The sequence below is a fragment of the Antrihabitans cavernicola genome (assembly GCF_008297975.1).
Taxonomy (GTDB): Bacteria; Actinomycetota; Actinomycetes; order Mycobacteriales; family Mycobacteriaceae; genus Antrihabitans; species Antrihabitans cavernicola.
Window position 1 is genome coordinate 709,620 of sequence record NZ_VLNY01000002.1, and the last position, 22,453, is coordinate 732,072.

Annotated in this window: 24 protein-coding genes and 1 pseudogene; 16 read left to right on the forward strand and 9 right to left on the reverse strand. The window is 64.3% G+C overall.

All coding sequences use genetic code 11. The features are described 5' to 3' along the window. Positions 1 to 31 precede the first annotated feature (31 nt). The 6 genes from FOY51_RS07055 to FOY51_RS07080 all read left to right on the forward strand — a co-directional run bounded on the left by FOY51_RS07055 (position 32) and on the right by FOY51_RS07080 (position 7,882). Positions 32 to 685 carry a hypothetical protein gene (locus FOY51_RS07055; protein WP_149429443.1) on the forward strand — a complete coding sequence of 218 codons (654 nt, stop codon included), beginning with the start codon at positions 32 to 34 and terminating at the stop codon, positions 683 to 685. A gap of 206 nt (positions 686 to 891) precedes the next feature. After that, a complete protein-coding gene (locus FOY51_RS07060; RefSeq protein ID WP_149429550.1) occupies positions 892 to 2,250 on the forward strand; it encodes an ammonium transporter in 1,359 nt (452 codons plus the stop codon). Positions 2,251 to 2,254: 4 nt separating this feature from the next. Then, positions 2,255 to 2,593, forward strand: coding sequence for a P-II family nitrogen regulator (locus tag FOY51_RS07065; RefSeq protein WP_149429444.1), 339 nt, complete (start codon positions 2,255 to 2,257; stop codon positions 2,591 to 2,593). Continuing rightward, positions 2,583 to 5,108 (forward strand): [protein-PII] uridylyltransferase, encoded by a 2,526-nt coding sequence (locus tag FOY51_RS07070; protein ID WP_149429445.1) that lies wholly within the window; start codon positions 2,583 to 2,585, stop codon positions 5,106 to 5,108. Before FOY51_RS07065 ends, FOY51_RS07070 begins: the two co-directional genes overlap by 11 nt. A gap of 137 nt (positions 5,109 to 5,245) precedes the next feature. Continuing rightward, on the forward strand, positions 5,246 to 6,808 hold the full coding sequence (ffh, locus tag FOY51_RS07075) for a signal recognition particle protein (protein ID WP_149429446.1): 1,563 nt from the start codon (positions 5,246 to 5,248) through the stop codon (positions 6,806 to 6,808). 9 nt (positions 6,809 to 6,817) lie between these two features. Further along, complete coding sequence (locus FOY51_RS07080; RefSeq protein WP_149429447.1) at positions 6,818 to 7,882, forward strand: amidohydrolase family protein; 1,065 nt, start codon at positions 6,818 to 6,820, stop codon at positions 7,880 to 7,882. 1 nt (position 7,883) lies between these two features. Here the strand turns inward: FOY51_RS07080 and FOY51_RS07085 are convergent, their stop codons facing one another. From FOY51_RS07085 to FOY51_RS07105, 6 genes are all read right to left on the reverse strand, one after another. Beyond that, positions 7,884 to 8,405: a hypothetical protein gene (locus tag FOY51_RS07085; protein WP_149429448.1), complete on the reverse strand. Its 522-nt coding sequence runs from the start codon at positions 8,403 to 8,405 to the stop codon at positions 7,884 to 7,886. A 2-nt stretch (positions 8,406 to 8,407) separates the two neighbouring features. Next, positions 8,408 to 8,572, reverse strand: coding sequence for a hypothetical protein (locus tag FOY51_RS27140; protein ID WP_187776209.1), 165 nt, complete (start codon positions 8,570 to 8,572; stop codon positions 8,408 to 8,410). Positions 8,573 to 8,690: 118 nt separating this feature from the next. Then, positions 8,691 to 9,407 (reverse strand): hypothetical protein, encoded by a 717-nt coding sequence (locus FOY51_RS07090; RefSeq protein WP_149429449.1) that lies wholly within the window; start codon positions 9,405 to 9,407, stop codon positions 8,691 to 8,693. A gap of 18 nt (positions 9,408 to 9,425) precedes the next feature. After that, the gene (locus tag FOY51_RS07095; RefSeq protein ID WP_149429450.1) at positions 9,426 to 10,532 is read right to left on the reverse strand and encodes a VIT1/CCC1 transporter family protein; all 1,107 of its coding nucleotides are present in this window, start codon (positions 10,530 to 10,532) and stop codon (positions 9,426 to 9,428) included. Positions 10,533 to 10,595: 63 nt separating this feature from the next. Beyond that, the gene (locus FOY51_RS07100) at positions 10,596 to 11,180 is read right to left on the reverse strand and encodes a hypothetical protein (protein ID WP_235916164.1); all 585 of its coding nucleotides are present in this window, start codon (positions 11,178 to 11,180) and stop codon (positions 10,596 to 10,598) included. 158 nt (positions 11,181 to 11,338) lie between these two features. Next, positions 11,339 to 12,691 carry an MFS transporter gene (locus tag FOY51_RS07105; RefSeq protein ID WP_149429452.1) on the reverse strand — a complete coding sequence of 451 codons (1,353 nt, stop codon included), beginning with the start codon at positions 12,689 to 12,691 and terminating at the stop codon, positions 11,339 to 11,341. Positions 12,692 to 12,808: 117 nt separating this feature from the next. On the opposite strand from FOY51_RS07105, the gene FOY51_RS07110 reads away from it, so the two are divergent. Continuing rightward, positions 12,809 to 13,315 (forward strand): winged helix-turn-helix transcriptional regulator, encoded by a 507-nt coding sequence (locus FOY51_RS07110; RefSeq protein ID WP_149429453.1) that lies wholly within the window; start codon positions 12,809 to 12,811, stop codon positions 13,313 to 13,315. Positions 13,316 to 13,377: 62 nt separating this feature from the next. Further along, complete coding sequence (locus FOY51_RS07115; RefSeq protein WP_187776210.1) at positions 13,378 to 14,361, forward strand: LLM class F420-dependent oxidoreductase; 984 nt, start codon at positions 13,378 to 13,380, stop codon at positions 14,359 to 14,361. Between the two features lie 49 nt (positions 14,362 to 14,410). On the opposite strand, the gene FOY51_RS07120 is transcribed toward FOY51_RS07115, so the two are convergent. Both FOY51_RS07120 and FOY51_RS07125 read right to left on the reverse strand, forming a co-directional pair. Then, positions 14,411 to 15,088, reverse strand: a complete 678-nt coding sequence (locus tag FOY51_RS07120; protein ID WP_149429454.1) for a response regulator — start codon at positions 15,086 to 15,088, stop codon at positions 14,411 to 14,413. Beyond that, positions 15,081 to 16,682 (reverse strand): sensor histidine kinase, encoded by a 1,602-nt coding sequence (locus FOY51_RS07125; RefSeq protein WP_371830414.1) that lies wholly within the window; start codon positions 16,680 to 16,682, stop codon positions 15,081 to 15,083. Before FOY51_RS07125 ends, FOY51_RS07120 begins: the two co-directional genes overlap by 8 nt. A gap of 95 nt (positions 16,683 to 16,777) precedes the next feature. On the opposite strand from FOY51_RS07125, the gene FOY51_RS07130 reads away from it, so the two are divergent. The 8 genes from FOY51_RS07130 (at position 16,778) to trmD (ending at position 22,333) form a co-directional block, all read left to right on the forward strand. Next, the gene (locus tag FOY51_RS07130; RefSeq protein WP_149429456.1) at positions 16,778 to 17,773 is read left to right on the forward strand and encodes a Bug family tripartite tricarboxylate transporter substrate binding protein; all 996 of its coding nucleotides are present in this window, start codon (positions 16,778 to 16,780) and stop codon (positions 17,771 to 17,773) included. Then, positions 17,770 to 18,291, forward strand: coding sequence for a tripartite tricarboxylate transporter TctB family protein (locus FOY51_RS07135; protein ID WP_149429457.1), 522 nt, complete (start codon positions 17,770 to 17,772; stop codon positions 18,289 to 18,291). Before FOY51_RS07130 ends, FOY51_RS07135 begins: the two co-directional genes overlap by 4 nt. A 1-nt stretch (position 18,292) precedes the next feature. Continuing rightward, positions 18,293 to 19,822 carry a tripartite tricarboxylate transporter permease gene (locus FOY51_RS07140; RefSeq protein WP_149429458.1) on the forward strand — a complete coding sequence of 510 codons (1,530 nt, stop codon included), beginning with the start codon at positions 18,293 to 18,295 and terminating at the stop codon, positions 19,820 to 19,822. After that, positions 19,819 to 20,208, forward strand: coding sequence for a universal stress protein (locus FOY51_RS07145; RefSeq protein WP_149429459.1), 390 nt, complete (start codon positions 19,819 to 19,821; stop codon positions 20,206 to 20,208). The genes FOY51_RS07140 and FOY51_RS07145 overlap by 4 nt, the downstream gene beginning before the upstream one ends. Before the next feature lie 185 nt (positions 20,209 to 20,393). Further along, a complete protein-coding gene (gene rpsP / locus FOY51_RS07150; protein WP_149429460.1) occupies positions 20,394 to 20,858 on the forward strand; it encodes a 30S ribosomal protein S16 in 465 nt (154 codons plus the stop codon). Then, a complete protein-coding gene (locus tag FOY51_RS07155) occupies positions 20,855 to 21,097 on the forward strand; it encodes an RNA-binding protein (protein WP_006933693.1) in 243 nt (80 codons plus the stop codon). Before rpsP ends, FOY51_RS07155 begins: the two co-directional genes overlap by 4 nt. A gap of 13 nt (positions 21,098 to 21,110) precedes the next feature. Continuing rightward, positions 21,111 to 21,638: a ribosome maturation factor RimM gene (gene rimM, locus FOY51_RS07160; RefSeq protein WP_149429461.1), complete on the forward strand. Its 528-nt coding sequence runs from the start codon at positions 21,111 to 21,113 to the stop codon at positions 21,636 to 21,638. After that, on the forward strand, positions 21,635 to 22,333 hold the full coding sequence (trmD, locus tag FOY51_RS07165; protein WP_149429462.1) for a tRNA (guanosine(37)-N1)-methyltransferase TrmD: 699 nt from the start codon (positions 21,635 to 21,637) through the stop codon (positions 22,331 to 22,333). The genes rimM and trmD overlap by 4 nt, the downstream gene beginning before the upstream one ends. Here trmD and FOY51_RS07170 read toward each other — a convergent pair. Beyond that, a pseudogene (locus FOY51_RS07170) lies at positions 22,330 to 22,453 on the reverse strand (IS5 family transposase); the annotation flags it as partial. The gene trmD and the pseudogene FOY51_RS07170 overlap by 4 nt on opposite strands.

Consider the following 22,453-nt stretch of genomic DNA (forward strand, 5'->3'; position numbering starts at 1 on the left):
CTATCGTGGGTGCATCCGAACGGAGGCTGCGATGGCGGAGCTTTCTCACGAGCTCTTTGCTCGACGTGTGCTGGCCGCTGCGATGCCGTCGGATCGGGTGAGCGAAGTGATCGGCCGCGTGATCGGAACGAGCATCGTCATAGGCCCGCTGCGAGCCGGGCCGGGTGGGGTTGCAGCTGTCACCGCGGTCGGCGTTCCCGGGCCGGTCGCCGCCGAGGAAAGCAGCGACCCGGACTGGGCGTTGCGCATCCAGGTGCCGATCCGATTGAGCGTGCACGTCGTGCTGGCTGGCCGCACTGCGCGCTACCTGATCGATGTGGTCGTGCGGACCAGGCTGCGCCAACAGCTGGAAGAGCCCTGCACGGTCGTGATCGACGTGGAGCCCGTGCACAAGCGTGACGTCTACTCCCGAACTGCGCCCAAGGGGGCGCCCGCCCGCCTTGTCGGGTGGATCGGGAACATCAACAGCGAGGTCGCCGAACGGGTGGTCCAGTACATCAACGAGCTGATCGACAGCCCAAGGGTGGCAACGCTGCGAAGGATCGACGTCGCGGCCCTGCTCGGCCGTGCCTGGGCGGCCGGTCTGGTTGTCGACGTGCCGCAGCGCGTCGCCCCCGTGAGTGAAGTCGGTCGCCGGAACACCGAAAATCACGCACAGTCGAGAGACCCGTTTCTGCGCGCCTGAGCGGGCGGTCTCGCTGTTTTCACACGGTCGTCGGAACGCGTTTGTGCAGGAAGAAACCTGGAAGCAACACAACCCTGCGATGCGTTCACCCGCGCGAAACACTGCAGCGTCATAGCTGAAACACCATTCGAAGAACCTTCTGTTCAGGTCGTTAGCCGGAACCGGCTGGGCTACGAAGGAGGAGGCTCAAGGTGGATTTCCCGACAATGGGTGTGCCGGATACCGGCGACACTGCCTGGATGTTGGCGAGCTCAGCGCTCGTCCTACTTATGACGCCAGGTCTCGCGTTCTTCTACGGCGGCATGGTCCGTGCGAAGGGCGTGCTGAACATGATCATGATGAGCATCAGCGCGATGGGTCTCATCACCGTGCTGTGGGTCCTCTATGGCTTCTCCGAGACCTTCGGCGACAGCAAGGGCGGCGTAGTAGGTGACCCGGGCAAGTACTTCGGGCTCGCCCACCTGATCAGTGGTAACGGAAAGGCCGCGGTCGCTGCGAGTGGGTCGACGCCGGCGTCGGATGCGGTCAACATCCCGTTGTTCGGCACAATCCCCGCGCTCGTCTTCGTCGCCTTTCAATTGATGTTCGCCATCATCACCGTTGCCCTGATTTCGGGAGCGGTCGCCGATCGTCTGAAGTTCAGCTCGTGGCTGATCTTCGCCGGCGTGTGGGCCACGGTGGTCTACTTCCCGGTCGCGCACTGGGTATTCGCCTTCGACGGCGTGACCGGCGAGCACGGCGGTTGGATTGCGAACAACCTCAAGGCAATAGACTTCGCAGGTGGTACAGCGGTCCACATCAATGCGGGTGCAGCCGGTCTGGCCTTGGCGCTGGTACTGGGTCGCCGCAAGGGTTGGCCGCAGACGCCTTTCCGTCCGCACAACCTGCCGTTCGTCATGCTCGGTGCCGGTCTGCTGTGGTTCGGTTGGTACGGCTTCAACGCCGGTTCGGCCACCTCCGCCAACGGTGCGGCGGCCTCGACGTTCCTGACGACGACCGTAGCGACCGGAGCTGCCATGCTCGCGTGGCTGCTGGTGGAGCGGATCCGCGACGGTAAGCCCACGTCGCTGGGTGCCGCTTCGGGCATCGTCGCCGGCCTCGTTGCCATCACCCCGTCATGCTCCTCGGTGAACGTGCTCGGCGCGCTCGCGATCGGCCTGGTCGCAGGCATCGTGTGTGCGCTCGCGGTCGGTCTGAAGTTCAAGTTCGGCTTCGACGATTCTCTCGACGTCGTTGGTGTCCACCTGGTCGGCGGTGTTCTCGGCACTCTCATGGTCGGTCTCGTTGCGGCTCCGGAGGCTCCGGCTGCTGTCAAGGGACTGTTCTACGGTGGCGGCTTCGATCAGCTGTGGCGCCAGGCCGTTGGCGCGGGTGCGGTGCTCGTCTACTCGTTCGTCATCGCGGGTCTCATCGCCCTTGCGTTGAAGTACACGATAGGACTGCGTTCGAGCGACGAAGATGAGTCCGAGGGCCTGGATGAATCGGAGCACGCAGAGACGGCATACGATTTTGCTGCACTCGGCGGAACCAATGCACTAGGCCGCGCGACCAGCAGAGAGGCATAACGAAATGAAGCTGATCACCGCAATTGTCAAACCGTTCACCCTCGAAGACGTCAAGACCGGACTCGAGCAGGCAGGCGTACTCGGTATGACTGTCAGTGAAGTCCAGGGCTACGGGCGCCAGAAGGGCCACACCGAGGTGTACCGCGGTGCTGAGTACTCGGTGGATTTCGTGCCGAAGGTACGCGTGGAGGTCGTTGTCGACGACTCCGCAGTGGACAAGGTCGTCGAAGTGATCGTCGAGGCCTCGCGCACCGGCAAGATCGGCGACGGCAAGGTCTGGGTCACACCGGTCGAAGCGATCGTTCGCGTTCGAACCGGGGAACGCGGCACGGATGCGCTCTGACCCAACAGGGTCGCAGAACAACGGCCCCGTTCCCGCCGGGAAATCGGCGGGGGCGGGGCCGCCCGCATCATCGGGGGGATCGGTCGTAGCGTCCAGCTCGGACGCGGCAGCAGACCTTGTTCGGGCCAGAACTCAACTGCTCGACGGCGGCGACGCGCGTCACCGCCGACTGGACGCTCCTGCGCTACGACAGGCGTTGGTGGATCTGCACGAATTCTGGCTCACCACAAAGGGAGCCGAACTCGGCATCAAGCCGGACAGTGGCTTCGCGCTCGTCGCGGTCGGCGGGTTGGCGCGGCGCGAGATGCTGCCCTACTCGGACCTCGACCTGGTGCTCCTGCACGACGACGTCGACCCCAAGCACGTCTCCGAGGTCGCCGACCAGCTCTGGTATCCGTTGTGGGACGCACACATCAAGCTCGATCACAGCGTTCGCACGGTGCCGCAGGCTATTCAGGTGGCAGCGAAGGACCTCACTGCGGCGCTGGGCATGCTCGAGGCTCGGCATCTCGTCGGCGACGAGGAACTGAGCAACTTGCTGATCGGCGGTGTGCGTCGCGAATGGCGCACCGGAATCCGTTCGCGTTTCGACGAATTGGTGGAGCAGGCGCGAGCGCGGTGGAGTCGAAGCGGCGAGATCGCACACCGTGCCGAACCCGACTTGAAGAACGGCCGCGGCGGTCTACGTGACGTTCAGCTGCTCGATGCGTTGGCGATTGCCCAGTTGACCGACGCAGTGCCCGGGCTGGGGCCCGAGGTGCCCGGTGGCGGATTGGACTATTCGCACCGTCGACTGCTCGATGTTCGGACCGAACTGCATCGAGTCGCGGGTCGGGCACGAGATCAATTGCGTGCCCAGGACGCCGACGAGATCGGCGCTGCGTTGCGTATCGGCGACAGATTCGATCTGGCTCGCACCCTGAGCGATTCGGCGCGCACGGTCAGCTATTCGGTGGATGTCGGGTTGCGCACCGCGGGCAATGCGCTGCCGCGTCGCGGCCTGTCGCGGTTGCGTCGGGTACCGGTGCGACGACCGCTCGACGAAGGCGTCGTCGAGCACGCCGGTGAAGTGGTGTTGGCGCGCGATGCGCAACCGACCAAGGACCCCGGCCTGATCCTGCGGGTCGCTGCCGCGTCGGCGCAGACCGAGATCCCGATGGCGGCGACCACGCTCAACCGGTTGTCCGAAGGATCGCCCGAGCTCCGGGAGCCCTGGCCGAAGGAAGCGCTCAACGACCTTCTGGTGCTGCTGGATTCGGGGCGCAACGCCATCGCGGCCATCGAGGCTCTCGACCGTACCGGGCTGTGGGGGCGACTGCTACCGGAGTGGGGTGCGGTGCGCGACCTGCCGCCCCGTGACGCCGTCCATACCTGGACGGTCGATCGGCACCTCGTCGAAACCGCCGCCTATGCAAGCGGATTCACGACTCGTGTGTCACGGCCGGACATCCTGGTGCTCAGTGCGTTGCTGCACGACATCGGCAAGGGGCGCGGGGGAGACCACAGCGTGGTCGGCGCGGAATTGGCGATCCAGATCGGAAATCGGTTGGGGCTCTGGCCGACCGACGTCGCATTGCTCAGCGCGATCGTGCGCCATCACCTGCTGCTACCCGAGACCGCGACGCGACGCGACCTCGACGATCCGGCCACCGTGCAATCGGTGGTCGATGCCCTCGACGGCGACACCATGCTGCTCGAGTTGCTCCATGCACTGGCCGAGGCCGATTCGCTGGCGACCGGGCCTGGCGTCTGGGGCGATTGGAAATCGTCGTTGGTCGGCGAACTGGTACGGCGGTGCCGAATGGTGATGGCAGGCGATCGGTTGCCGACGCCGGACCCGCTCGATCCGGAACAGGTGGAGCGCGCCGCCGACGGCGGCGTCCACGTCGACCTGCGACCGGAGGGCGGCCAACACACCTTCGTCGTCACCGTGATCGCACCGGACAAACCGGGCCTGCTGTCCGACGCCGCCGGGGTCTTGGCACTGCATTCGCTGCGTGTGCTGTCCGCCTCGGTGGGTGGTTCGGGCGACTCCGCCATCAACACCTTCGTCGTCTCTCCCAAGTTCGGCTCACCGCCGCCTGCGGGCCTGCTGCGACAGGAACTGATCCGAGCGATGGCGGGCGATCTGGACCTGCTGAAGATGCTGGAGAAGAAGGAGCGCGACGCAGCCGACTCCCAGCCGGTACGTGGATCGGGCGAGACGGGCGTTCCGATGCTCTACGCCCAAGCTCCGCCACGGCTGATCTGGTTCGACGGGACCGAGCCGGGCGAGGTCATTTTGGAACTGCGCGCCGAGGACCGTCTCGGGGTGCTTTGTCGGCTGGCGAAGGCCCTCGAAAAGCGCGGCGCCGACATCCGGTGGGCCAAGGTGTCGACGATGGGTTCTGCGGTAGTCGACTCGTTCTGCCTGCGTCTCGCCGATGCCGACAGCCGAGCAACCAGGCAGGGGATCGAAGTGGCAATTCTGGCGGTCGTACCCTCGCCGCGGCCTCCGAAGCCCGTCGACACGTAGGAATCGCCGATCCGGTGGCATTCCTCCCGGTGTTCGGGAGGAATGCCGCGCAATCGGTGCCAGCGTCGCACGCATACTCCGAGCTACTACTCTGGTGACCGTCGTGCGTTGAATTCTTCAGATCAGGAGCGCAATCGGTGTTCGAATCGCTTTCCGACAGATTGACCGGTGCCCTCAAGGATCTACGCGGCAAGGGTCGGCTGTCCGATGCGGACATCGACACCACCTGCCGCGAGATCCGGTTGGCATTGCTCGATGCTGACGTTGCGCTACCCGTGGTGCGCAGCTTCATCGGCAAGATCAAGGAACGCGCCAAGGGCGCGGAGGTCTCCGGTGCGCTGAACCCGGCCCAGCAGGTCGTCAAGATCGTCAACGAGGAACTGATCGCGATCCTCGGTGGCGAGACAAGGCGCGTGCAGTTCGCGAAGAACCCACCGACCGTGATCATGCTTGCAGGCCTGCAGGGCTCCGGTAAGACGACACTGGCGGGCAAGCTCGCCAAGTGGCTCAAGGATCAGGGGCATACGCCACTGCTCGTCGCCTGTGACCTGCAGCGACCCGGCGCGGTCAGCCAGTTGCAGATCGTCGGTGAGCGCGCGGGCGCGGCCGTGTTCGCCCCGCACCCCGGCACCTCCGTCGGCGACAGCGAGATCGAGATCCGCGTCGCCGATCCGATCAACGTCGCCCGTGCGGGCATCGAGGAAGCCAACGCCAAGCAGTACGACGTGGTCATCGTCGACACCGCGGGTCGCCTCGGTATCGACATGGAGCTGATGCAGCAGGCCGCCGGCATCCGCGACGCCGTCGAACCCGACGAAACGCTGTTCGTCCTCGACGCCATGATCGGTCAGGACGCCGTCAGTACGGCCGAATCGTTCCGTGACGGCGTCGGCTTCACCGGTGTGGTCCTCACCAAGCTCGACGGCGACGCCCGAGGTGGCGCCGCACTGAGCGTGCGCGAGGTGACCGGCATGCCGATCATGTTCGCGTCCACCGGCGAAAAGCTGGAAGAATTCGACGTCTTCCACCCCGACCGCATGGCCAGCCGCATCCTTGGCATGGGCGACGTGCTCAGCCTGATCGAGGCCGCCGAGCAGCACTTCGACGAGGAGCAGGCGCAGGCCACGGCCGCGAAGATCGGCTCCGGCCAGCTGACCCTCGAGGACTTTCTCGAGCAGATGATGGCCATCCGCAAGATGGGTCCGATCGGCAACCTGCTCGGCATGCTGCCCGGAGCAGGCCAGATGAAGGACGCGCTGTCGCAGGTCGACGACAGCCAATTGGATCGGGTGCAGGCGATCATTCGCGGCATGACGCCCGCCGAGCGCACCGATCCCAAGATCATCAACGCATCGCGGCGACTGCGCATTGCCAACGGATCCGGTGTCAAGGTCTCCGACGTCAATCAGTTGGTCGACCGCTTCTTCGAGGCCCGCAAGATGATGGCGTCGATGAGTAGGCAGATGGGCATGCCAGGCGCTCGCAGGCAAACGCGCAACAACGCGAAGAAGGGCAAGAAGGGGAAGAAGAGCGGCCGCGGGCCGACCCAGTCCAAGGCCGCACGCAGTGGATTCCCCGGCATGCCCGGTGGTCTGCCCGCCGGAATGCCGGACATCTCCAACATGCCCAGCGGGCTCGATCAGTTGCCGCCCGGTCTCGAAGGCATCGATCTGTCGAAATTGAAGTTTCCCAAGAAGTAAGTTCGACGCATGCACCTGCGTGGGACCGGTCTACCCGACGAGCAGCCGCTTGAACTCTGGATCCGTGACGGCCTGATCTCGTTGGAACCGGTTCCGGGTGCGGACACACTGTGCGAGTCCGGCTGGATCGTTCCCGGGCTGGTCGACGCACATTGTCACGTCGGAATCACCTACGGCGGCGGCCACGAGGACGAGGCGGGCGCCGTTGCGCAGGCGGAAGCCGAGCGCAATGTGGGCGCACTATTGCTGCGCGATGCGGGGTCACCCATCGACACGCGATTCATCGACGACCGCGACGATTTGCCGAAGATCATTCGCGCAGGCCGCCACATCGCGCGCCCCAAGCGCTATATCCGCGAGCTCGGCATCGAGTTGGAAGACGATCGCACGTTGCCCGAAATCGTCGCCGAGCAAGCACGATTCGGCGATGGCTGGGTCAAGATCGTCGGCGATTGGATCGACCGCTCGGTGGGGGATCTGGCGCCGCTGTGGGACGACGACCTGCTCCGTGACGCGATGAAGGCTGCCCACGACAACGGAGCGAGAGTGACGGCGCACGTCTTCGGTGAGGACGCGCTGCCCGGACTGATCGCGGCGGGAATCGACTGCATCGAGCACGGCACCGGCCTGACCGACGACACCGTTGCGATGATGGTCGAGCACGATGTCGCACTGGTGCCGACGCTGATCAACATCGAGACCTTCCCCGAAATTGCCGCTGGGGCAGGCAAATTCCCGGTCTACGCCCGCCACATGCGCGACCTGCACGCTCGGGTGAAGCAGACCGTCGGCAATGCCCACGATGCAGGCGTTCGCATCTATGCGGGCACCGATGCGGGCGGGTCGATCGTGCACGGTCGCGTCGCGGACGAGGTTGCGTCGCTTGTGGACGTCGGTCTGTCGCCGACCGACGCTCTCGGCGCCGCGTGCTGGGATGCCCGACGTTGGTTGGGGCGCAAGGGGATCGAGCACGGTGCACCCGCGGACCTGCTGGTCTACAACACAGACCCGCGTACCGGGCCGGATGTGCTTGCCGCCCCCGACATCGTGATCCTGCGTGGTCGGATTCACTAGGTCAGAACGACCCTCGACACTTGAATTCGAGAAACAGCGAGATCGCCAGCAGGAGAATGGCCAGCCCCTGAATACCGAGGGCGATCAGGCTTATCCATGCTTTCTTCTGAGTGCCTCGGCGCAGGCTCTCGATCGCAACCACTTCTCGGTCGGCGCAGATCCTGATCGCCTCGTCCGCACTCCCGTTCCAGATCGCATTGTGGGCGACGATGCTCCGTAGCGTCCTATCGGACACCTCTTGGTATCGCCATGCCGCGTTCTGAACATAGATTCCGATGACAGCCGAGATGACAAATGCGCCGAGCGCGACGAACAGAACGACGACCGCTGCTTGGCTCACGAACTTGGCTGCGTCCTTCTCCTTGCCGGTGATCAGCACAGTGATGACGAAGATCAGAGTGAGGAGGGACGAACTCGTCGTGACGATCGCGGCGCCACGCTCTTCGACTCTTTTCCGGCTGTCCAGTTCTGCGCTCTTGCGCGCAGTTATGTACTGCGCGTAGATCTCCGGCGCAGTCGCCATGGTCAGAAATCTCGAGCGTCGCCCGGGGGCTGCTTGTTGAAGGTCCCGTCGCTTTCCACCCATACGGGCGGCGTCCACTCGCCCCTTCGGTCCCCTTCGCCGACGGTCGGCGCATCGACCATGGTTTCGGATGGTTCAGGTAGTTGCGGGCTATCAGGATCGGTCACCGAATCCTCCTTGGCTTGCGCGCCACCGACGGCCGTACCGTCGTCGAGCGCACACCCATTGTGCCGCCATTCGGTCGCAATCGACACCGCTACCAGGCAATTCTTTCTGCTCCGCTGGCTACTTCAGAACGTTCACCGCACGTGCAATGACGAGCGCGGTCGTCGACAGCGCGACAACACTCTGAACCGTCATCAAGGCCTTCGCCCATTTCGAGAGGGGCATCGTGTCGGTCGGCGAGAATGCGACGACGTTGGTGATGCTCACGTAGAGATAGTCGACGAAGGTCGGTGTCCAATTCGGTTTCGCCAGTTCTGGATTTGCCATTTGCGGGAACATGAAGTCCGGGTAGATCTGCTTACCTGCCGCGCGAGCGAACGGGCCACCGCGATCGAGTTCCCAGTACCAGATCCCGAACGCGATCACGTTGGTCAGGTAGATCGCCGCGCCACTGGTGAGTAGGCCGATCGCGTCGTCGCCCGTCTTGCCGGTGACGATGTCGTAGTCCAGAAACCCCGCCGAAAATGCGTTGTCGAGGGTGATCGCCGCGACCAATGTGTAGCTCGCATATTTGCCGATGGTCGTGGATCGAGACAGGCGAACAGGATTCACGATGACGAGCACCACCAACAGCACCAACTCCAGTGACGGGATCAGCCAGCGCGGATGCAGACCGTAGGCGTCCGGAATCGAGTACTGCAGCCCAACGGCGACCAGAATGGCGATCGCCACCGGGAATCGGCTCTCCGGCCCATCGGGCCGAAGCCACGACGGCAGTGCATCGTCGAGTTCCTTGGCGTCGTGCTCCAGCCGTCGAACCACCCTGTTCCGTCCCATGATTCTCCTGTCACGAACTCAGCCGAGGGTTGCTCCGAAGAGCAATCCGAGTAGATAGGTGATGGCGGCCGCGCCCAGTCCGATCGTCAACTGGCGCAACCCACGTCGCAGTGGTGGCCCGCCGGACAGCAAGCCCACCACCGCGCCGGTCAGCAGCAGGGCAACGGCGACAAGGATGGTCGCAACGACCAGTGCAGGCACCTTGTCCAGCCCGAACAGGAACGGCAGCACCGGAATCAAGGCACCCGAGGCGAAGAAGGCAAAGCTGGACAATGCCGCGCCCAGGCCGGTTCCGACCACATCGTGCGCGCCGTCAGGCTCCGCATCGTCTGTTTCGTCGAGCGGTTGGTAGTTCTGGAGCAACGCATCGGCGCGTTGCTGCGCGTCGGTTTCCGACATCCCACGCGCTCGGTAGACCAGCGCCAGTTCGTTGGCGTTGACGTCGAGATGGGGGACAGCGGTGTGAGCTGTCGCGGTCGGAGTCGACGCCGCTAGCAATTCGCGTTGCGAGCGCACCGAGACATACTCCCCAGCGCCCATGGACAACGCTCCGGCAAGCAAGCCTGCCACTCCGCTGAGCAGCACGGTGTGTGCTTCGGCGCCACCGCCGCTCACCCCGAGGACCAGTGAAAGATTGCTGACCAGACCATCGTTCGCGCCGAACACCGCAGCGCGGAACGATCCGGAGATTCGAGACCTGCCGCGCTCCGCCAACGCACGAACGACCTCTTCGTGAACTTGTTCGTCGGCCGCCATCGTTGCTGTCGCATCGGTATCGGCACCGTACGGTGACTGGCTCTCCGCACGTTGGACCAGCGCGAGGACGAACACCGAACCGAAATGCCGTGCGAGCCAAACCAAGATCCGGGCACGCACGTTGCCGCGGCGCCGACGACCGGCATCGGCGCCCAGCAGCGTCTCCCAATGCGCCGCGTGCCGTTCCTCGGCGTCGGCGAGCGAGCGCAGGATCGCCTGCTCCTCACCCGACCGGCGTGCCGCGAGATTGCGGTAGATCCGGGCTTCCTCGCGTTCGTCGGCCAGACGGCGCCGCCACCGTCGCACCTTCGCTGGGGAGGGCGCCTGGCGATTCTCGGGCGGCGTGGCGGAACCTGCGTCGGGAACCATGGCTGTCACGGTAACGCGGTCGGGCTCGGAAACCCTGCGGCATAGCAGATGATGGGTCTGTGGCTACTTCGGATTGGAGGAGATGTCGGCGTTGTCGTCTTCCTTGATCGGGTCGCCGTTCTGCGACGACGACGTCTCGATCGACGAAATCAGCGAGTTCGCGTCGGTGATGCCGCTTGCATCGCCGTTCTTCAACTTGTCGAACGACGCCTCGAGAGTGTCGCCGAGCTTGGCGAGCGGAGCGGCGATCGCTTTGCACAGCGCCGGGCTTGCCTTCACGTCTTCCGACGCCAGGCGTACTTCACGTTTGATGAACAAGGCCGACAGGCCGCCCTTGACGAATGCGACGATCCGCCCGTCGGCACCCTTCTTGAACGTGCCTGCCTGGTAGGGCTTGTAAAGGTAGCGGTGGAACGCGCCGAAGCCAAGCGCGAGGTGGCCGGCGAATTTGGTCTTCGCGAACGATGTGGCATTGGAATCGGGGCACTGCTGGTCGATCGGTGCGGCATCACTGGACGATCCACTCGGATCCGCCGGGATCGACGTGCCTGCCGACGAGCTCGATGGGCTCGAGGTCTTTCCGCTGCAGCCGGTCAGTACGACGAGCGGAATCAGCAGCGCGACAAGGATGCGCAGTGTGCGGTTCATCAGGGTATCCATCCACTCGTGGTCAGGTGCGGTCTCACGATAGCCAGGTGACGCGCTCTGTGCGACCGTTGTCCGAATGGCCTGGATTGCAGGCGTGTTCGTCAATGCTGTTGATGCTCAATAAAACTCGACTTTTCGAGCAATCGTCGCAGACGGGACTATTTGCTCATACGGATGAATGCGATCACTCCGGCGCCGGTCAGCGACAAGGCCGCGGAGACCACGACCGCCACGTTCGCGCCGTGCGGCCCCGATTGCGAGAGCGAGATGATCATCGCGATACCGATGGATGCGCCGAGGTAGCGGGCGGTGTTGTTGGCACCCGAACCCATTCCAGCATGATCGGCCGGAACGGAGCCGACGGCGAGGCCCGCGAGCGAGGCGTTGGCGAATCCGCTGCCGATGCCCGCGATCGCCAGCCCGATCAACAGCCACCAGATCGAGGTGTCCGGGCCGAATCCGATCAGCCCGAGTTCGCCGATTCCGCAGAGTGCCAATCCTGTTGCGAGGACATTCCGTGCGGTCAGGATCGGAACGAGGCGCTTCGCCTGCAGCGCCGACACGAACGACAGGCCGGACCAGACGCCCAGAATCAGTGCGCTCTCCATGGCGCTGACGTCGAGCGTTCGCTGCAGAAGGGCGGACAGCGAACTCATCAGCCCGATGACGGCGACGCCGGTCACCAAGGCGCCGACGGTTGCTGCCACGAAGCCCGGACGGCGGAAGAGCGCAAGATCGAGCAGCGGTTCGCGTGCCTGCCGCTCGACGAGTACGAAGCCACCGAGCAAGACGACGGCAGCGACGAACAGGATCAGGACGACGGGCTGGGACCAACCCGAGCGGCCCAGCGTGATCGCCGTTGTGAGGGCGACGATGCCTGCGGCCATGCTTGCCATGCCGCGCACGTCTGTTCGGCGCGCGTTCTCGGCCCACGATTCCGGGACCGATCGTAGCGTCGCGAAACCCAGGGCCACCGAACCTGCGGCCGCGACCCAGTACCAGAGTCGCCAATCGGCGACGTCGGCGAGGCCAGCAGATGCTATGGGTCCCAACGCGATTCCCGCGCCGAGCATGGCACCCCAGATTCCAGTTGCGTGCGCGCGTAGCCGGCCGGCCGGATACGAATGCGCGATGATGCCGAGACCGGCCGCCAGTAGCGCCGCGCTCGCCGCGCCCTGGACAATGTGTCCGGCGAAGAAGACGGTGGTGTTCGGAGCGAGCGCGCACGCCGCGCTCGCCACGGCGAGCAGCGCCGCGCCGATCACGAATATTCTTCTGCGCCCGAAGTTGTCGGCCAGGCCGCCGACGGCAAGCAGCGTCGTCGACAGACCCACACTTATGGTGCTGAGAATCCAGATCTGCCCCGTTGCACCTGCGTGCAGTGTGGCCGCGGTCGCGGGCACGGTGGTCACGGGCGCGGTGTAGTTCATCAACGCGAGGAGCGTCGCGGCGCTGGGAATTACAAGCGCTGCACGCGAAATGCTCGTCGGCGTCGCTGTATCCGATGCCATGTCGCCTCCGAGATCGATGCGCGGTCTAGTTCGTTCACTGAACCGTCCGACTGACGATAACACAATTCCGGTTCGATGAATGAACCAAAATGGAGAAATCGGGGTAGTGTCGCCGACATGGCGTTGGGAAAGGACTATGCGCGACAGAACTGCTCACTCGCTCGTGCCCTGGAGGTGGTGGGCGAGCGATGGACGCTGCTGATTCTGCGAGACGCGTTCTACGGAGTACGACGGTTCAGCGACTTTTCCGTCCACCTCGACATTCCGAAGGCGGTGCTTGCGGCGCGCTTGCACGCGCTCGTCGACAGCGGTCTGCTCGACAAGGACGGCCACGATTACGTGTTGACTGCGACCGGGCGAGAACTGTGGCCGGTGGTGCACATGTTGGCTCGCTGGGGCGAGCGCCACTTCACTGACGGTGCGCCGAGTCGGCTGTTCCTGCATGCCGATTGCGGGACGCGCGTCGACGCGGACGGCAGGTGCTCGGTGTGCCGTACCTACCCGACCCCTGACGATCTCGAGATTCACCCGGGCCCGGGAATGAACCCGCAGGGGCGCGACGATGCGGTTGCGATCGCCCTTCGCAAGCCCCACCGCCTGTTGACTCCGATAGCCGCCGACTGAGCCCTGACCTGGAGTTCGCTCGACGTAGCAGGACTCGGCGCAGTGAGCGTAGCGTCGAAATCGTGACTATTCGACTGGGCTACCAGATGCCGAACTTCAGCTACTCGGGTTCGGCCACAGAACTGTTTCCGACCGTCATCGCGCAGGCGCGAGAAGCCGAGGCCGCGGGCTTCGACACCGCGTTCGTGATGGACCACTTCTATCAACTGCCGGGTATCGGCGAGCCGGAAGAACCTATGCTCGAGTCGTATTCGGCTCTGTCGGGTCTGGCGACGGCAACCGGGCGAATTCAGCTCTCGGCTCTCGTGACCGGCAATACCTACCGCAATCCGCCCATGCTGGCGAAGACGGTGACCACTCTCGACGTCGTGAGTGGCGGTCGTGCGGTGCTCGGCATCGGCGCAGGCTGGTTCGAGTTCGAGCACAACTCGTTCGGCTACGAATTCGGAACGTTCACAGACCGTTTCGAGCGTTTGGACGAGGCGTTGCAGATCATCGCACCGATGCTGCACGGCGAGCGGCCTACCTTCACAGGCAAGTGGTACCACGTCGACAAGGCGATGAACGAGCCGCGCATTCGCAACGATCTTCCGATTCTGATCGGCGGTAGCGGCGAGAAGAAGACCTTCGCGTTGGCTGCGCGGTTCGCCGATCACCTCAACGTTATCTGCGACGCATCGGAATTGCCGCGCAAGTTGGAAGCGCTCGACGCCCGGTGCTCCGAGGCCGGTCGCGATCGTGCAACGTTGGAGACCAGCTTCCTGGCGTTCGTCATGATCGACGAAGACGGCGACAAGGCGCGAAAAGCGCAGAGCGACTTCCTCGCCGAGCGTGGCGTCGATCTCGCCGCCCTCTCGGACGACGATCGCAAGAAGGCCACGGACCGCCACTTCGTCGGCAGCCCCGACGACGTCGCTCAGCAGATCAAGGAGCGGGTGCTCGATCAGGGCATCGACGGCGTCATCATCAACCTGATCACGAACGGGCACGAGCCGGGCATCGTCGAGCTGGCCGGAAAAACCTTGGCACCGCTGGTCGCCAAGTGAACTCGGGTGAATGGCACTGTCGTTCGATCTGAGCGAACGAGAGTGCCGTTCACCCAGGGTGGGCGAGGCGGTAACGGCGCTCGGGGCGACCCGCCTTGCCGTACTGCAGGCGAATCTCCAACGCGCCCTTGGCAAGGTAATGCTCGAGGTAGCGTCGGGCGCTCACCCGTGACAGACCGACGCGGTCCGCGCATTCGGAGGACGACAGTTCACCGTCGGTGCGGACCGCGTCGAGTACCAAGGCGCCGGTTTCCGCGCTCAGGCCTTTCGGAAGTTCGTCCTTTCGGGTGTCGGTGCTGGAGCCGCCGAAGAGTGAGTCGATCAACGACTGGTCGGCGCCGCTGCCTGCCCGCAATGTCGCGGCACGCGCCCGGAATCCATCCAACTTCTCCTGCAACTGCGGATACTCGAACGGCTTGATCAGATAGTCGGCGGCGCCGCCGTGCAATGCGCCGCTGACGGTGTCGAGTTCGCGTGCCGCGGTGATCATGATGACGCCCACCGGGTTGCCGTCGGCGCGCAATTTCCGCAACACTGCGAGTCCGGACATGTCGGGTAGATGGACGTCGAGCAACACCAGGTCCGGGTGCAGTGCAGCGACAGCATCGAGCGCCTCTGCGCCGTTGCGTGCTACGCCGACAGCGGTGAAACCGTCTGTCCTGTCGACGAATCGGCGGTGAATCTCGGCGACCATGAAGTCGTCGTCGACGATGAGAACGTCAACCACGGGCGTCTCCTGTCCGAGGCAACGTCACCGTGAACACCGCACCGCCGCTGGGTGCGTCCGAGATCTCGACCGTTCCGCCGTGTTGTGCACTCACAAGTCGTACCAGGGCAAGGCCGATTCCGCGGCCGCCGGGCACCTCCGTCTTCGATGTCACACCGCGCGCAAAGATCGTCTCGCGTTTGTCGATCGGCACTCCGGGACCGGAATCCGTGACGTCGATGACGAGGCCGTCGTGGTTTCGAATGCCGATGGCCACACTCGCTTTGTCGGCACCCTCGGACACGTCGACGGCATTGTCGATCAGGTTGCCGAGCACCGTGATGACGTCGGTCGACATCGCAGGTTCCAATGCGCCGAGCCGTGACGCCGGATTCAACTCGAGGCGGACACCAGATTCCGCGGCGAGCGATGTCTTGGCGATGAGCAGTGCCGCAACGGCTGGATCCGAGATGCGTTGTGTCACAGCATCGCTGATCTCTGCGCGACGTCGGGTCAGCGTTCCGACGAAGTCGGTGACGGCATCGTATTCACCCAGCTGCGCAAGGCCGGAAATCGTGTGCAGCTGATTCGCGAACTCGTGGGTCTGCGCACGCAGCGTGTCGGTGACGCTCTTGTGCGATGTCAATTGGCTTTGCATGGAGGCGAGTTCGGTGCTGTCGCGCATGGTGGTGACCGTGCCGATCAGCTGGCCCTGACTTGTCGCCGGGCGACGGTTCAGTGCGAGAACGCGGCTCGGCGTAGCAATGACGGTGTCACGTCCGCCGTCGCCGGACAACAGGAATTCGCGTATCGATGGATCGAGCGCAACGTCGTCGAGTCGCTTCCCGACGTCTGCGTCGGACAGCTCGAGCAGTTCCTGCGCGCTGTCGTTGAGGAGGGTGATCACGCCGTCGGGGTTCACAGCGACCACACCTTCACGGATGCTGTGCAGCAACGCTTCTCGATGATCGGCCAGGCTGGCGATCTCGTCGATCTCCAGTCCGCGGGTGTGTCTCTTGATTCTGCGAGCCAGCAACGACGAGCCGAGCAGGCCGAGCACGGCGCCCAGACCCAGGTACAGCAGCAGTCGAGCGCCTGCGCCGCTGAGCAACTCCCAGATCGACGGATAGCCCTCGCTCACCGAAATGATTGCCAGCACAGTGCCTGCGGAGTTCAGCATCGGAACGTGCCCGACTATCGAATGTGTGCCGTCGATGGTCACATCGCCCGACCACGAGCGGCCCTGGCGCACGTCGCTGGAACCCAACTCGGCTCGTGCACCCACGCGCGTCGGATCCGACGAGACCTCGACGATGCCTGCCGGTGAGACGATCTCGACCAGGTCGGCACCCGACAGATTCAACGCTCGGTCCACCTCGGGAGCGAGCACGCTCTCCACCATCGGGTTGTCGATCTGATCGGGGACGATCGGTGTCGAACCGAGGTTCTCCGCGACCGAGATCATTCGCTGGCCGCGCAATTGGCGGAACTCCGTTGTCGACTGGTGCACCGACACCGCAGCGACGGCGCCGAGCACGACGGCCACCACGACCAGTTGGAACAGCAGAAACTGGCCCGCGAGGCTGCGTCCGCTCCGGACGAGTGATGACCACAAAGAACTTAACTTTCGTTGCTTTCGTATACGTGACGTGAGTCACGTATCGGCCCAGTATTGCTGAGGATCACAGAAGAAAGCGAAATGGGGAAATGATGTCGGAAACTGCCGGGTCGAGAGCACGCAGGAGTCGCGCGCTGATCGCGCTGCTGGCAATTCTGCTCGTCGCGGGCTGCGGTGTTACGCGCGGCGATCAGGAGCAGGGTCTGCATCGCCTGCGCATGATGGTGCCGAACAGCCCCGGCGGCGGCTACGACCTCACCGCGCGCACTGCCGTGAAGATCATGGAAGACGAGGACATCACCGGCCGCGTCGAGGTATTCAACGTCCTCGGTGCCGGCGGGACGGTCGCCATGGCGCGGTTGATGAACGAAAAAGGCAATGACGACCTCATGATGATGATGGGGCTCGGTGTCGTCGGCGCCGTCTACACGAACGGATCGAGCGCACGCGCATCGAATGCGACACCGCTTGCGAAGGTGGTCGAGGAGCAGGAAGGCATTCTGGTTCCGGCCGATTCGCCTCTGCGGACGATCGACGACTTCGTCGCGGCGTGGCGCGCAGACCCGGCATCGGTGACGATCGGCGGCGGTTCCTCACCCGGTGGCCCCGATCATCTGTTCCCGATGGAGACCGCCCGTGCGGTAGGCGTCGACCCCAAGTCGGTCAACTTCGTCTCCTACGACGGCGGCGGCGATCTTCTGACTGCCTTGTTGGGCAAGAAGATCACTGCTGGAACGTCGGGTCTTGGGGAGTACGTCGATCAGATCGAGGCCGGCCAGGTTCGCGTGCTCGCGGTATCCGGCAAGGAACGTGCGCAAGGTATCGACGCTCCGACCCTCACCGAAGCAGGCATCGATCTCACGTTCACCAACTGGCGCGGAGTGCTTGCGCCACCGGGACTTTCGGATGACGCACGCGCAGCCATGGTGGAAGCGCTCGAAAAGCTGCACGACACAGCGGAGTGGAAGGAGGCCCTGGTGAAAAACGGTTGGAGTGACGCATTCATGACGGGTACGGATTTCGAGAATTTCTTGAAAGACCAAGACAAGCGGGTTTCGTCCACGCTGTCCGAACTGGGGCTGGCATGAGTACCGCGGTCGAGACCAGTCCGGTGGAGCGCCGTTCGATCGACTGGGCCCAGCTGATCGTCTGCGCCGTGCTGGTGATCGTCGGAGCGTTCCTGATCTTCGACGCTCTCACCTTGGCGGGCGGATTCGCCAAGGTGGATCCGGTGGGGCCCAAGCTGTTCCCGATGGTGATCGGGATCGGGTTGCTGCTCTGCGCGGTGATTCTCGGCGTTGCCATCACTCGTGGCTCCAAGGGTGAGGCCGACTCCGGTGAGGACATCGACCCGGACTCCCCAGGGGATTGGCGCACCGTCGGACTGCTGATCGCCGTGTTCGTCGCGACGATCGTGCTGGTGAATCCGCTCGGCTGGGCGATAACGGGCGGCTTCCTGTTCGCGGCGTCGGCGACGGTGCTCGGTAGCAAGAAGTATCTGCTCAACATCATCATCGGGGCGGTGCTGTCGGTCGGCAGCTTCTACGCCTTTTACTCAGGGCTCGGAATCCCGCTGCCCGCAGGCATTCTGGACGGAATCCTCTGACATGGACAATCTCAACTGGTTGCTGCAAGGCTTCGAGCAGGCGGCAACACCGGTCAACCTTCTCTACGCGGTCCTCGGCGTGTTGCTCGGCACCGCCGTAGGCGTGCTGCCCGGCATCGGACCCGCCATGACGGTGGCCTTGCTGCTGCCGATCACCTACAACGTCAGTCCCAGTGCAGCTTTCATCATGTTCGCCGGCATCTATTACGGCGGGATGTACGGCGGTTCCACGACCTCGATCCTGTTGAACACACCCGGCGAATCGTCGTCGGTGATCACCGCCATCGAGGGCAACAAGATGGCGAAAGCGGGCAGGGCGGCCCAAGCGTTGGCCACCGCCGCCATCGGTTCGTTCGTCGCAGGCTCGATCGGCACCATGTTGATGGTGCTGTTCGCGCCCGCGGTGTCGAAGTTCGCGGTCACGCTCGGCGCGCCGTCGTATCTGGCGATCATGTTGCTCGCGCTGGTCGCCGTCACCGCTGTGTTGGGCAGTTCCAAACTGCGAGGCTGCATTTCGCTGCTGCTCGGTCTGGCGATCGGGCTGGTCGGAATCGACTTCCTCACCGGTCAACCCCGCGCCACGTTCGGCATTCCGCAGCTCTCCGACGGCATCGACATCGTCGTAGTGGCGGTCGCCGTATTCGCCGTCGGCGAAGCACTGTGGGTCGCAGCGCATCTGCGTCGTAAGCCTGCCGAGGTGATTCCCGTGGGTCGGCCATGGATGGGCCGCAGCGACTGGAAGCGCTCCTGGAAGCCGTGGCTGCGCGGCACCGCATTCGGCTTCCCGTTCGGTGCGCTGCCTGCCGGCGGCGCGGAACTGCCGACGTTCCTCTCCTACATCACCGAGAAGAAGCTGTCGAAGCACAAGGACGAATTCGGCAAGGGTGCCATCGAGGGTGTCGCAGGTCCGGAAGCGGCGAACAATGCGTCCGCAGCAGGCACGCTCGTCCCGATGCTGTCGCTCGGCCTGCCGACGAATGCCACCGCGGCGGTCATGCTGACAGCGTTCGTGTCCTACGGCATTCAGCCGGGCCCGACGCTGTTCGAGAAGGAACCGCTGCTGATCTGGACCTTGATCGCCAGCCTCTTCATCGGCAACTTCCTGCTGCTGGTGCTCAACCTTCCGCTTGCGCCGCTGTGGGCGAAACTGCTCCGCACGCCGAGGCCCTACCTCTACGCCGGCATTCTGTTCTTTGCCACGCTCGGCGCCTTCGCGGTGAACCTGCAATGGCTGGACCTGGCACTACTGCTGACCTTCGGATTGATGGGTCTGATGATGCGGCGCTTCGGGCTGCCTGTGCTGCCGCTGATCATCGGCGTCATCCTCGGGCCGCGCGTCGAACGGCAATTGCGGCAGAGCCTGCAGCTCGGTGGCGGCGACTGGAGCAGTTTGCTCAACGAACCGGTCGCGATCGTCGTCTACGTGCTGATCGTCGCGCTGCTGGTAGTTCCGGTAGTCAACAAGTTCGTCCGAGGTCGGCGCCCGATCGACCCGCAGACCACCGAGGTGCGAGAGAAGGAGAACGCATGATCGTCGTCGGATACACCCCCGATCGGTTCGGCGCGGCGGCCCTCGAGCACGCCATCGCCGAGGCGACCCTGCGCGGGGTGTCCCTGCTGGTCGTCAACGCATCGAAAGGCGACGCGCTGGCCGACCCCTCGTTCGCACCCAGCGGGGGACTGCGAGATCTCGACGAGCACCTCGCAGCCAGTGGCGTCGAGTACACCGTCGAGCAATCGGTCGGCGCCGAGGTGGCGGACACGCTGCTGGCAGCGATGGAGGTCGATGCCGCTGACCTGCTTGTCATCGGAATTCGCCATCGCACGCCGGTGGGCAAACTCCTGCTGGGCAGTACGGCGCAACGGGTCCTGCTCAATTGCGCGAAGCCCGTGTTGGCGGTCAAGCCGGTCGAATGACCCTTCTTGCGCTGCAGACGATTAACACGGGCGATCAGCTGTCTGGCACAATGGACAGCTGTTCGCCCGTCTCCGGTTACGCACCGCGCGGCGGTCACAACAAAAGAAAACATCGCAAAACCGGGCCCGCATGCCGTGCGCGCCGCTGAATTGCGCCGTGACCAACATATGAAGGAACGTCTTACATGGCTGTCAAGATCAAGCTCACGCGGCTCGGCAAGATCCGCAACCCGCAGTACCGCATCGTTGTCGCGGACTCTCGCACCCGTCGTGACGGACGCGCGATCGAGACCATCGGCAAGTACCACCCCAAGGAAGAGCCGTCGCTCATCGAGATCGATTCCGAGCGCGCGCAGTACTGGCTGGGTGTCGGCGCGCAGCCGACCGAGCCGGTCGAGAGCCTCCTGAAGATCACCGGTGACTGGCAGAAGTTCAAGGGCCTGCCGGGTACCGAGGGCACGCTGAAGGTCAAGGAGCCCAAGCCGTCCAAGCTGGATCTCTTCAACGCCGCGTTGGCGCAGGCAGATGGCGATGCCTCCGGCGCAGCCACCACTCCGAAGAAGAAGGCCGCCAAGAAGGACGCCGCCGAGGCACCGGCCGAGGCTTCCGCAGACAAGGCCGACACGGCCGACGAGGCTGCTGACAAGTGAGCACCGTTGTCGCCGACGCAGTGGAGCACTTGGTCCGCGGCATCGTCGCCAATCCCGACGACGTTCGCGTCGAGCTGATCACCGGCCGTCGCGGGCGCACCGTCGAGGTGCACGTACATCCGGATGATCTTGGCAAGGTGATCGGTCGTGGTGGTCGCACCGCGACCGCACTGCGCACGCTGGTCTCCGGTATCGGCGGACGCGGGATTCGCGTCGACGTAGTCGACACCGATCAGTAGACCCATCCAGTCGATGGAGCTGGTAGTCGGTCGTGTCACCAAGTCGCATGGGATCAAAGGCGAACTGGTCGTAGAGGTTCGCACCGACGATCCCGACCTGCGTTTTGCCGTCGGCACGGTGTTGCAAGGTCACAAGCCTCGCGACAAGCAGCTCCTCAGCTACACAGTCGAAGCCGCCCGGGAACATTCCGGGCGGCTTCTGCTGCGCTTGGTGGGCATCGACGATCGTGATTCAGCGGATGCGTTGCGCGGGCTGCTGTTCGTCATCGACTCGGCCGACGTCCAGCCATCCGATGATCCCGACGAGTTCTACGACCACGAACTCGAAGGTCTCGCCGTCCGACTGACTGACGGCACCCCCGTCGGCACCGTGCGCGAGGTATTGCACTCGGCGGCAGGCGAAATGCTCGCGGTCGTGGGTGAGGACAAGCGCGAAATCCTGGTGCCGTTCGTCGCCGCGATCGTCCCGTTCATCTCGACAGCCGACGGGTTCATCGAAATCGATCCACCCGACGGATTGTTGGATCTGGAATCGCTGTGAAGATAGACGTCGTCACGATTTTTCCGGAGTATCTGGAACCGTTGCGAACGGCGTTGCTGGGCAAGGCGATCGACAAGGGTTTGATCTCGGTCGATGTACACGACCTGCGCGACTGGACGCACGACGTGCACAAGGCGGTCGACGACTCACCCTACGGTGGCGGGCCCGGCATGGTGATGAAACCGACGATCTGGGGCGACGCCCTCGATCAGGTGTGCCCGGACGACGCGTTGCTGGTTGTGCCGACGCCGGCCGGTGTGCCCTTCACACAGGAGACCGCGCACCGCTGGTCGGGGGAAAAGCACGTCGTATTCGCGTGCGGCCGTTACGAAGGCATCGACCAACGGGTGTTCGACGACGCCGCTCGGCGGGTGCGCGTCGAAGAAGTCAGCATCGGCGACTACGTGCTGATCGGCGGCGAGGCGGCTGTGCTCGTGATGACCGAAGCAGTGGTTCGGCTGATGCCCGGTGTACTCGGGAATCAGCAGTCGCACCAAGAGGATTCGTTTTCCAGTAGTTCTGAACTGCGCGGCCTGCTCGAAGGCCCGAGCTACACACGGCCTGTCAGTTGGCGTGACCTCGACGTGCCGCCCGTCCTGCTCTCCGGTGACCATGCCAAGGTCGCAGCGTGGCGCCGTGAACAGTCGTTGCAGCGGACCGCGCAGCGTAGGCCGGATCTGCTGCCGGAGGACTAGGGCGTGTCTCTCAATTGGTTGGCTCCGACGCGGGCGTGGATGACGGCGCAGGCCAGCAGGACACCACCGAGGTAGGTCAGGGCGTATTTGTCGTAGCGGGTCGCGATACCGCGCCACTGC

Coding starts and splice junctions, on each gene's coding strand:
- rpsP (WP_149429460.1), top strand. CDS start 20,394: ATGGCTGTCAAGATCAAGCTCACGCGGCTCGGCAAGATCCGCAACCCG.
- FOY51_RS07070 (WP_149429445.1), top strand. CDS start 2,583: ATGCGCTCTGACCCAACAGGGTCGCAGAACAACGGCCCCGTTCCCGCC.
- FOY51_RS07100 (WP_235916164.1), bottom strand. CDS start 11,180: ATGAACCGCACACTGCGCATCCTTGTCGCGCTGCTGATTCCGCTCGTC.
- FOY51_RS07090 (WP_149429449.1), bottom strand. CDS start 9,407: ATGGGACGGAACAGGGTGGTTCGACGGCTGGAGCACGACGCCAAGGAA.
- FOY51_RS07055 (WP_149429443.1), top strand. CDS start 32: ATGGCGGAGCTTTCTCACGAGCTCTTTGCTCGACGTGTGCTGGCCGCT.
- FOY51_RS07060 (WP_149429550.1), top strand. CDS start 892: ATGGGTGTGCCGGATACCGGCGACACTGCCTGGATGTTGGCGAGCTCA.
- FOY51_RS07105 (WP_149429452.1), bottom strand. CDS start 12,691: ATGGCATCGGATACAGCGACGCCGACGAGCATTTCGCGTGCAGCGCTT.
- FOY51_RS07135 (WP_149429457.1), top strand. CDS start 17,770: ATGAGTACCGCGGTCGAGACCAGTCCGGTGGAGCGCCGTTCGATCGAC.
- FOY51_RS07110 (WP_149429453.1), top strand. CDS start 12,809: ATGGCGTTGGGAAAGGACTATGCGCGACAGAACTGCTCACTCGCTCGT.
- FOY51_RS07130 (WP_149429456.1), top strand. CDS start 16,778: ATGTCGGAAACTGCCGGGTCGAGAGCACGCAGGAGTCGCGCGCTGATC.
- FOY51_RS07080 (WP_149429447.1), top strand. CDS start 6,818: ATGCACCTGCGTGGGACCGGTCTACCCGACGAGCAGCCGCTTGAACTC.
- FOY51_RS07095 (WP_149429450.1), bottom strand. CDS start 10,532: ATGGTTCCCGACGCAGGTTCCGCCACGCCGCCCGAGAATCGCCAGGCG.
- FOY51_RS07065 (WP_149429444.1), top strand. CDS start 2,255: ATGAAGCTGATCACCGCAATTGTCAAACCGTTCACCCTCGAAGACGTC.
- FOY51_RS07145 (WP_149429459.1), top strand. CDS start 19,819: ATGATCGTCGTCGGATACACCCCCGATCGGTTCGGCGCGGCGGCCCTC.
- rimM (WP_149429461.1), top strand. CDS start 21,111: ATGGAGCTGGTAGTCGGTCGTGTCACCAAGTCGCATGGGATCAAAGGC.
- FOY51_RS07140 (WP_149429458.1), top strand. CDS start 18,293: ATGGACAATCTCAACTGGTTGCTGCAAGGCTTCGAGCAGGCGGCAACA.
- FOY51_RS07085 (WP_149429448.1), bottom strand. CDS start 8,405: ATGGCGACTGCGCCGGAGATCTACGCGCAGTACATAACTGCGCGCAAG.